The following is a 9,486-nucleotide window of genomic DNA, read 5'->3' as shown; positions in this document are numbered from 1 at the left end:
AAATGCGCTTTTTGAGAAAACACTTTATTTATAGGGAAAAGTCGCTGAAACCCTTGAAAATACGCTGTTTTGAGAGTTTTTAAGCGGCTTTTTTAGATTCGGAAAAATGCGGAAAAAGCGGATCCGTTTACAACACGTTTACAACAAATTCGGAGACGGGATTTTTTCAAGCTCTTCTCTTAGATCTTTCAGCTCCCTGTGTCCATAGGTATCATTCGTAATATCTCCGATCTTGTGACCGAGCAGTCTCTTGCGGTCGTTCTCTCTAACGGAATATTCTTCACACAGTCTAGAAAATGTATGTCGGCAATCGTGTGGGGTGTGCCTTTCGATTCCGATAGATTCAATGTATGAATACATTAAGTTTCTGAAATTCTGCTTAGACATGTGCATTATTGATCCGTATTCCTTAATCCTTCCTGACACTATCTGGAGTATTGCAGAATGTATAGGTACAATTCTGCCTCTGCTTGTGCGTGTTTTTAATCCGCCTGAGAATGATTTGGAATCTAGATCGACGTCGATCACGGACAGCTCGCCAATCCGATATCCGGAATAGCACATGATCAGTAACACTTGAGCAACGCCGTTATCCCGATCTTCCCATAGTATTCTCAGATCGTTATTCGTAAATGGAACGCCGTGCTCATCGTCGTCTTCGATGTTGATTTTCAGAAGTTCAGTTGGGTTCTTCGCGATCATTCCCTGCGCCAGCGCAAACTTAAAGGTTTGTTTCATGCAGGAGTGCATAAGCTCCAAACTGGAATGCTTGAGTACAGAAGTGTCAAGAATCTCCTGTAGTTCATCGTATCCGATCTGATCAATAGGCTTATCGTGGATGGGCGAACAATTCCTGAATGCAGCGCGTGAGCTGTCGATACTGGATTGACTATATTTCCTCTTCCCGTTAAATTTCCAATCATAAAATTTTTCATAAACTTCTGAGAACGTAGGACTGCACGGAGCTTCCTTCACGGGTTTTGATCGGCTGTAATCTGCCAGTATTTTGTTGATTAGGGTGGAATCACCAGAAGGCGTCAATTCTGTCAGACTTTGTTCCATTCCAGGTTCGTAGGTCCCGGTCTTGTAGGCTGTCAGAACTGCAAAACCTACCATCCAATCATTAACGTAGCACAGGGCTTTTGGTGGCTTCTTCTGCCCACTGTCGTACTCATCTGTGGCGGGCGGATAGACTCCGTAAGGGTTGCGCCGGTTTTTGCCTAAGTAACGGATCTGTCCATAACCATTAGGGAGTCTAGGGTGTTTCTTTCGTTTTGCCATAAGATTGCCTCCTTTTTTTAAAAAAATGGGTACAAAAATAGCAGCCAGCGAACTTTCGTTCTCTTGCGTAGGCTGCCCGAAGATGATACAATATATCTGCCAAATATAGGAATCTCTTCGGAGATTACGTACCGTCTCAGTGTTGGTAGCACTGGGGCGGTTTTTATTTTGTTTATTTAGCTGCTTCTTGTTGCATTTTCAAACTTACTCTGTATTGTTCTGCGTCTGGTACATCAATAAATTCTACTGTTTTATCAAAGTTTTTCTTCACAACCTCTTTGATTTCATCAAGGGTAACGCGGAAAAACTCTCTACGTGTATTTACCATATTGAGTTTTCTGTCTTCAAATGCCTTATGTAATGCGGTTTCCAGTGCTGGGGCATCATCTGAAAAAATCATGGCATGCACATCGAAGTTAAATGGAACAGATGCGTCTCCAAGCTCATCGACGCGATCCTGCGGATCAAGTCGTCTTGTCATGCCGATTTTGTACACGTCTGGACCAAATGCTCCGATGTTAGATATTACATATACATATCCAGCTCTTTGGTTAGCCTCTCTATAATCAATATCTTTTATCGCTTTATCAATATCGCTTAGTTGGTTTTCGAGATCTATTTTTTTGGCCAAAAGCGCTGTGTCATCGGGAGCTTGCTCTAATTGTTTCAAAAGATGTTCATAAGCTGTTTGGTAATGTGTGTGTTCTTTTTCGATCTTCTTTCTTTGGGCTTCAATTTCTTTTTGGAGTCGGGCAGCTTCCCGAAGTTCTGCACGAGCAGCCTTCTGCGCTTCCTTTTCTTCTTGTTTCTTTAGCTGATATTCAAAGGCTAATTGCAGCTCTTCGATCTTTAAATTTAAGTAGGCAGGTTTTATAGAAATATCCATAATCGTTCCGAGTTTAGAAATCGCAGATGCGGATTTGTAAATTCTGTTTAAAGATGCTTCGTAGTTAGTATATTTTACTTTTGAAATAAGCTCATCGCATTCGGTATTAAATGCACGAAGTAACAACTTTTGTGTATCTCTAACTAATTTTTGTCCTTTTGAAGCACTTCCGTTTACTTGCCAACTTGTGTTTCCGGAAACAGCATCTTGTTTTTTTATAAGGACTTTTTGCTTTGAGCGTATCAACGATAATTCGTCTTTGTACCCAAGAGCGTTTGCAAAACTATAATGTGGTCGATATAGACCAAACTCTTGCACAAGAATCTCGTCATCTAAATCAATTATCTGCTTTTTTCGGTTCATTATTTCTGTGTCAAGATTGTTAATGTTGGATACACGGCGCGAGATATCTGCTTCAATGTCTTCTATATTGTTTTCCAAAGACATTTTTTTAGATTGCAGCTCACTTATGAGCGTATGAAGCTTTTGTGCGTCTTGCATTTCCGGTGTAAGTAAGGACTGTGCATGACTTAATTCGCTTTGTAAACGAGTATTTTCTTTTTTTAGATCTTCAATTTCGGTTTTAAATTGTCCGGTTTTGAAAATATCTCCAAGTCCCATAGTTTCTTCCTCTCTTTCCTCTTTTGACCGACCTTACATATTCTTATATAAACCACATGAGTTCATATCAATTAATTTCTATTTATGTGCGGATACTTCTATGCTCTGCACGTTTTCCTTTTGGAAATCTTCGGACAATATATGCCCGATCGCGTGTAAGTACTCTTTTAATTGCTGTTCGTGGGTTAGTCTGGCGTTAATAAGAACGGTGTAGGTTCCGTCTTCATTTTCTACTACCATTTCTTTACCCTTGTTTGGAAAATCTAAAAATACAACATTAACATCCTGTATCATCAATTCCTCCACGTTCCTTTCGTTTCAAAGCAAGAGCCATATTGTGTAAGGCGACTAGATCATCCGGTTCCATATCTCTTTGGACGTCAAACAATGCTCTTAGTTCCTTATTCTCAAATATTTCTTGCGCTACTTTAGCGGTTTCATCGTTCAGATAATATCTATCGTTTTCTTTTTCTTCACCTGTCATTAAATAATCTAAAGAAACCCCAAGATAATCAGCTATTTTTTGAAGTTTGTCCTGTTTTGGCGTACTGATCCCTCTTTTCCAATCACTCAAAGTTGATTGAGAGACTCCAGTTTCTTTACTTACCTTATATGGAGTAATTCCATGTGCTTGTAATAATTTACTAAAAATCTCATACATAATTTGTTCACCTCTCATAAAAACATAAATACTAAAGAAACCCGGTGCAAAAATATTGACACAAAAGGAAAACAGTAGTATAGTATGAGCATACACAAGAAAACCGTTGTAGTTTTCAAGTGTATACTACGGAAAATATAATTTATCTGGTAAATAAAATATATCATAATTCCGTAGTAATATCAATTAAAAAAGTACGGAAAGGCGGTGCAATAGTGTACAAAAAATTTGAGAAACTTTTAGTAGAATCAGACAAAACTCCGTATAGAGTATCGAAAGATACAGGAATTGCTCAATCATTGTTGTCTGATTGGAAGCTAGGAAAAATCAAAATGCTTGGTGCAGATAAACTCAAAATTCTAGCTGATTACTTCGGCGTATCTATCGAATACTTCTTAGAGTAGAGTATCAGACAAGCTGTCCGATAAAAAGGACGGAAGGGCAGGTGTAGACGTGAATTTAATTATTACCAATGCAGCAGCCGTGGCGAGAGTTATTGGCTGTACACCCCAAAGACTCCGGCATAATGCACGGGAGAATATTTGGACGTTTGTACGGGCTGTCCCGCCAGAAAGAGGGAAGACACAGTTCCAATACCATACGATAGCAACGGAACTTGCCAAATACCTAGGTATCACAATGGAGGAGCTGGAAAAAAGAATTAGAGGGGAGGAATAAGCCATGCAAGGATGCAGATCATGCTGGAGAAGGCATCGGTGTAACGACAAGGATCGGTCAAGGGGCATGGCGTGTAAGGATTATGAAACAGGAGAGGATCAGATCAAGAAGACGCCGGTTCAGAGTCTTCAGAAGAAGGCTGCAGATAAGGATTCAGAAAAAGATATGCGACTGGCTCGAAAACGAGGGACCGCAGCAGCTGAAGCGAAAGTTGATCACAGACGTGAAGGAGATCGCGATCGGCATCGTGTTCGGATTGGTGTTCGGCAGCATGATCGCAGGGGCAATATTGATCTACTGCCGGATGGCGGGGCCGTTTTAAGGAGGTGAGGAAGATGCACGAAGTGGCAACGATTATGACAGATAGTGAATTTCAGGAGTTCTTGGGAGCGTTTAAAGAGAGCATTGATCTTAGAAGCCTGAGTTACATATCAAGGAAGTGCCAGATCGCAGATGCGCTGTGTAATCAGGACAAGCATAGATGCTTTTCAGTAGAACAGCTGCAGCTGATTTTTTCACTAGCAAAATAAGAAGGAGGTAGAAAGATTGAAGAAGTATGTGTTATCAGAGAGCGATATCGTGCTTTTGATTGGCTTGGCCGTCGACCAGTACTGCACGGAGCATGGCCTGAAAGGCGAACAGGAATTTGAAGCAATTGAAGAGGCGGTGAACATTGCGACAATGCTTTGTGACCATCTGTCTGGCAAGAAGCCGTTTGATCCAGATATAGTTGAGATCGCTAAATCTATGCTCGATATTTTTCATATCAGCGTCTAAAAAAGCGCCCTTAAATGAGCCGGCAAGCTCGGGCGCCTAGTAAAATATTCAATTAAATTATATCGAAGTAAAGGAGTTAAGTCAAATGAACAGCTTAAAAATTAATAAGTTAGAAATCGAAAATGTCAAACGAATTAAAGCTGTTAAGATAGAACCTACTTTAAATGGTTTGACTATCGTGGGAGGCAATAATAATCAGGGCAAAACATCAGTATTGGATTCTATTGCCTGGGCATTGGGAGGAGAAAAGTATCGTCCGTCTGAAGCTCAGCGACATGGTTCATTGATTCCACCTAATCTACATATTGTTATGAACAATGGCCTTGTTGTGGAGCGTAAAGGCAAAAACAGTAGCCTTAAGGTAACGGATCCGAAAGGGAACAAGGGTGGGCAACAGCTGTTGAACGAGTTCGTCGAACAGTTAGCATTAGATCTGCCTAAGTTTATGGAAGCTTCTGGAAAAGAAAAGGCAGAGACGCTTCTTAAGATTATCGGAGTCGGAGATCAGCTGTCTGTTTTGGATAAGGAAGAAAAAGAGCTGTACAATCAGAGGCTCGCTATTGGTCAGATTGCAGACCAGAAAAAGAAGTATGCTGACGAACAGGTCTACTATCCGGAAGCTCCGAAAGAATTAGTCTCTCCATCTGATCTGATTAAACAGCAGCAGGAGATCCTTGCAAGAAACGGTGAAAACCAGAGAAAGAGAGATCGGCTTAACAGTATCACTCAGACGAAGCATAATCTTTTCGATGAAATGCAGCGTATTGATAAGAACATTGAAATCTTGAAAAAACAGAAAGAATCTATTCTGTCTGATTATAATAACGCTGTTAAAGATGAAGAGATTGCAATGAAAACAGTTACAGAGTTACAGGATGAGTCTACAGCAGAGCTGGAAGAAAGCATTGCCAATATTGAGGAGACTAACCGGAAAGTCCGTGCAAATCTCGATAAAGATAAGGCTGAAGAAGATGCACTTGAGTATAAAAATCAGTATGCTGCACTTACACAGAAAATTGAAGATAAGAGAAAAGCCAAGACAGATCTTTTAAACTCAGCAGAACTGCCGCTTCCAGAGTTATCTGTAAAAGATGGAGAATTGATTTATAAGGGGCAGAAGTGGGATAACATGTCTGGCTCTGATCGTATGAAAGTTTCTACAGCCATTGTTAGAAAACTGAATCCCAAATGCGGTTTTGTATTGCTGGATAAGCTGGAACAGATGGACATGCAGACATTAAATGAATTCGGGGCATGGCTGGAACAGGAAGGATTACAGGCAATTGCTACAAGAGTAAGTACTGGCGATGAATGTAGCATTATCATTGAAGATGGTTATGTGAAAGGACAAGTATTAGAAGAGCCCATAACGCCATCTTGGAAAGCGGGTGAGTTTTAATGGAGATAACGAAAGGAAGAATCAATAGAGCAAAAAAAGTTGTGGTTTACGGACCGGAAGGAATTGGGAAATCTACTTTTGCATCCAAGTTTCCGGATGCAGTGTTCATCGATACGGAAGGTAGTACATCAAGCATGGATGTGGCAAGATTGCCACGTCCTACCAGTTGGATGCTTTTATTAGAAGAAATAGATTATATAAAGAACGCGCCAGGCGCTTGTAAGACGCTTGTCGTAGATACCATTGACTGGGCAGAACAGTTATGCGTAGAGCATATTTGCTCAACACATAACAAAAAAGGAATCGAAGATTTTGGTTATGGAAATGGTTATGTATATGTAAAAGAAGAGTTTGGACGGTTTTTGAACCGACTTTCTGATTTGATTGAAATAGGTGTCAATGTTGTTCTGACTGCACATGCCCAGCTTCGGAAGTTCGAACAGCCTGATGAGTTGGGAGCTTATGACCGGTGGGAGTTAAAGCTTGGAAAAAAGACTCAGTCGCAAACGTCTCCATTGGTAAAAGAATGGGCAGATATGCTTTTGTTTTGTAATTACAAAACGTTTTCTATCGCCACAGATAAAGACGGGAAAAAGCATAAAGCGCAGGGTGGAAAGAGAACGATGTATACTTCTCATCATCCTTGCTGGGATGCGAAAAATAGGTACGGACTCCCGGAAGAATGTGAGATGGATTACAGCGTGATAGCGCCTGTTATTGAAGAAGCAAATAAAAACAATCAGCCACAGCCGGTAAAAAATGAAGATACTAAGAAGAAAAAGACAGAACTTCCAGACTTCATGAGTCTGCCGGAAGCTAATGTAGATGAAACTGTTGACTATAACACAGGAGAGCAGATAGAAGAAAAGCCAAAGCAGAATCCAGCAAAGAGCGAGGTATTTAATATACCGGATCATATTCCAAAGGCTTTGCAAGACTTAATGTATCCTTATTTGGTTTCAGAAGATGAAGTTATGGAGGCTGTATATCAGAGAGGATACTTCCCTCGTGGCACGCCATTTCAAAATCTTCCATCAGATTTCATTGATGGCGTATTGATAGGAGCATGGAAACAGGTGTTAGGAGTAATAAAGGAAATCCGTAGTAAGCAGGAAATTCCTTTTAATGAATAAGAAAGTGAGGACATATAGATGAACGATATTAGAGGAAAAGAACTTGGTTGGGACGAAGAGGTTGAAAAAGGCGAAGAATTTACGCTCTTAGAGCCCGGAGATTATGATTTCACAATCGAAACGTTTGAGCGCGGACGATACGAGGGAAGTGACAAGGTTCCTCCGTGCAACAGAGCATTGCTGAAAATCCGCGCAACGAACGGAAAAGACTCTACTGTGATCAGTGAAAGTCTTCTATTGTATGACAAGATGCAATGGAAGTTGGCAGAGTTTTTCTTGTCTATTGGAGCAGAAGAAGTAGATGGAAGAGTACGCATGAATTGGAACATGGTTCCGCAAGCTACTGGACGTGCGACAATTGAAGTCAGAACAGATCAGAAAGACAGTACCAAGAAATATAACCATGTGAAGAAATGGCTGCCGAAGAAGAAAAAGGACTATAAGGCAGGTGCATTCTAAAAATGGAATTGAGACCGTATCAGCAAGAAGCAAAGGAAGCTATCTTTCGTTCCTGGGACGAAGGTATTCAGAAAACCTTATTGGTGCTTCCTACCGGATGTGGAAAAACAATCGTATTTGCAAAAGTTGCGGAAGAATGTGTTCGCCAAGGTGACAGGGTTTTGATCCTTGCACACAGAGGAGAACTTTTAGAACAGGCTGCTGATAAGATAGGAAAATCTACCGGTCTTGGATGTGCGACTGAAAAGGCAGAAGAAACATGCTTAGGGAGTTGGTTTCGTATCACGGTAGGTTCTGTTCAATCTCTTATGCGCGAAAGCAGGTTGAATCGATTTGACGATGACTACTTTAACACGATCATCATCGACGAAGCGCACCATTGCATTTCAGACAGTTATCAACGAGTCTTGAATCATTTCCATGATGCTAAAGTGTTGGGGGTGACTGCAACCCCTGACCGTGGAGATATGAAAAATTTAGGTTCTGTTTTTGAAAACTTGTCCTATGAATATACATTGCCCAAGGCAATTAAGGAAGGCTATTTGTCACCTATTAAGGCAGTAACCATTCCTTTACAGGTGGATCTTACTGGAGTAGGAGTACAGTCCGGAGACTTTAAAGCAGGAGATCTTGGAACAGCATTAGACCCATATCTGGAGCAGATTGCAGAGGAAATGAAAAAATATTGTGCAGATAAGAAAACAGTAGTGTTTTTACCGCTCGTGAAAACAAGTCAAAAATTTAGAGATCTTTTAAATACAAAAGGATTTCGTGCTGCAGAGGTGAACGGTGAGAGTAAAGATCGTGCAGAAATCTTAGAGGACTTTGATAGAGATAAATATAATGTCTTATGCAATTCCATGCTTTTAACGGAGGGGTGGGATTGTCCCAGCGTAGATTGTATTGTAGTACTTCGTCCAACAAAGGTGCGAAGCTTGTATTGTCAGATGGTAGGTCGCGGGACCAGGTTATCTCCGGAAACCGGAAAAGACCATCTTTTATTACTCGATTTTTTATGGCATACAGAAAGGCATGAACTATGCCATCCGGCACATTTGATTTGTGAGAGCGAAGAAGTTGCACAGAAAATGACGGAAAATCTTGAAAAAGAAGCTGGTTGTCCAATGGATATCGAAGAAGCTGAACAGACCGCAGCTGATGATGTGGTTGCTCAGAGAGAAGAAGCTCTTGCAAAACAGCTATCTGAAATGAAGAGAAGAAAGCGGAAACTGGTAGATCCGTTGCAATTTGAAATGTCAATACAGGCGCAGGATCTTGCTGGCTATGTTCCTGCTTTTGGATGGGAAATGGCACCTCCATCAGATGCACAAAAGAAGGCGCTGGAAAAACTTGGCATTATGCCGGATGAGATTGATAATGCTGGAAAAGCGTCTAAAATTCTTGAACGTTTGGATAAAAGACGAAAAGAGGGACTTACGACCCCGAAGCAGATTCGATTTTTAGAAAGCAAAGGGTTTCAGCATGTAGGAACATGGCAATTTGAGACAGCAAAGCATTTGATTGATCGGATAGCAGGGAATGGCTGGAGAATTCCATATGATATCAATCCTGCAGAATATAGAGGCTAATT

General features: G+C 40.8%; 13 protein-coding genes. 9 read left to right on the top strand and 4 right to left on the bottom strand.

Annotation, left to right across the window (positions count from 1 at the left end):
- Positions 1-138 precede the first annotated feature (138 nt).
- From WKT00_RS11795 to WKT00_RS11780, 4 genes are all read right to left on the bottom strand, one after another.
- Positions 139-1,281: a tyrosine-type recombinase/integrase gene (locus tag WKT00_RS11795; RefSeq protein ID WP_340263813.1), complete on the bottom strand. Its 1,143-nt coding sequence runs from the start codon at positions 1,279-1,281 to the stop codon at positions 139-141.
- Between the two features lie 172 nt (positions 1,282-1,453).
- Positions 1,454-2,788 carry a DUF4041 domain-containing protein gene (locus WKT00_RS11790; RefSeq protein ID WP_340263812.1) on the bottom strand — a complete coding sequence of 445 codons (1,335 nt, stop codon included), beginning with the start codon at positions 2,786-2,788 and terminating at the stop codon, positions 1,454-1,456.
- A 78-nt stretch (positions 2,789-2,866) separates the two neighbouring features.
- Positions 2,867-3,082 (bottom strand): ImmA/IrrE family metallo-endopeptidase, encoded by a 216-nt coding sequence (locus tag WKT00_RS11785; protein WP_340263811.1) that lies wholly within the window; start codon positions 3,080-3,082, stop codon positions 2,867-2,869.
- Positions 3,066-3,449, bottom strand: a complete 384-nt coding sequence (locus WKT00_RS11780) for a helix-turn-helix domain-containing protein (RefSeq protein ID WP_101696080.1) — start codon at positions 3,447-3,449, stop codon at positions 3,066-3,068. Before WKT00_RS11780 ends, WKT00_RS11785 begins: the two co-directional genes overlap by 17 nt.
- A 215-nt stretch (positions 3,450-3,664) precedes the next feature.
- On the opposite strand from WKT00_RS11780, the gene WKT00_RS11775 reads away from it, so the two are divergent.
- From WKT00_RS11775 to WKT00_RS11735, 9 genes are all read left to right on the top strand, one after another.
- Positions 3,665-3,853, top strand: coding sequence for a helix-turn-helix domain-containing protein (locus WKT00_RS11775; RefSeq protein WP_101696079.1), 189 nt, complete (start codon positions 3,665-3,667; stop codon positions 3,851-3,853).
- A gap of 49 nt (positions 3,854-3,902) precedes the next feature.
- Positions 3,903-4,127, top strand: coding sequence for a hypothetical protein (locus tag WKT00_RS11770; protein WP_101696078.1), 225 nt, complete (start codon positions 3,903-3,905; stop codon positions 4,125-4,127).
- A 3-nt stretch (positions 4,128-4,130) separates the two neighbouring features.
- Positions 4,131-4,457, top strand: a complete 327-nt coding sequence (locus WKT00_RS11765) for a hypothetical protein (RefSeq protein ID WP_340263810.1) — start codon at positions 4,131-4,133, stop codon at positions 4,455-4,457.
- Between the two features lie 5 nt (positions 4,458-4,462).
- On the top strand, positions 4,463-4,657 hold the full coding sequence (locus WKT00_RS11760; RefSeq protein ID WP_340263809.1) for a hypothetical protein: 195 nt from the start codon (positions 4,463-4,465) through the stop codon (positions 4,655-4,657).
- 16 nt (positions 4,658-4,673) lie between these two features.
- Entirely contained in the window at positions 4,674-4,904 is a 231-nt protein-coding gene (locus WKT00_RS11755) for a hypothetical protein (RefSeq protein ID WP_340263807.1), read from the top strand.
- A gap of 85 nt (positions 4,905-4,989) precedes the next feature.
- Positions 4,990-6,303 carry an AAA family ATPase gene (locus WKT00_RS11750; protein WP_340263806.1) on the top strand — a complete coding sequence of 438 codons (1,314 nt, stop codon included), beginning with the start codon at positions 4,990-4,992 and terminating at the stop codon, positions 6,301-6,303.
- Positions 6,303-7,436 carry an ATP-binding protein gene (locus WKT00_RS11745; RefSeq protein ID WP_340263805.1) on the top strand — a complete coding sequence of 378 codons (1,134 nt, stop codon included), beginning with the start codon at positions 6,303-6,305 and terminating at the stop codon, positions 7,434-7,436. The genes WKT00_RS11750 and WKT00_RS11745 overlap by 1 nt, the downstream gene beginning before the upstream one ends.
- Positions 7,437-7,454: 18 nt before the next feature.
- Complete coding sequence (locus WKT00_RS11740; RefSeq protein ID WP_340263804.1) at positions 7,455-7,895, top strand: hypothetical protein; 441 nt, start codon at positions 7,455-7,457, stop codon at positions 7,893-7,895.
- 2 nt (positions 7,896-7,897) lie between these two features.
- Entirely contained in the window at positions 7,898-9,484 is a 1,587-nt protein-coding gene (locus WKT00_RS11735) for a DEAD/DEAH box helicase (protein WP_340263803.1), read from the top strand.
- The last annotated feature ends 2 nt before the right edge of the window (positions 9,485-9,486 follow it).

The sequence above is a fragment of the Dorea sp. ICN-14282 genome, assembly GCF_037890115.1.
Taxonomy (GTDB): domain Bacteria; phylum Bacillota; class Clostridia; order Lachnospirales; family Lachnospiraceae; genus Dorea_B; species Dorea_B phocaeensis.
Note: the sequence above shows the minus strand (reverse complement) of the source record. Positions and strands in the feature narration are given on the sequence as shown.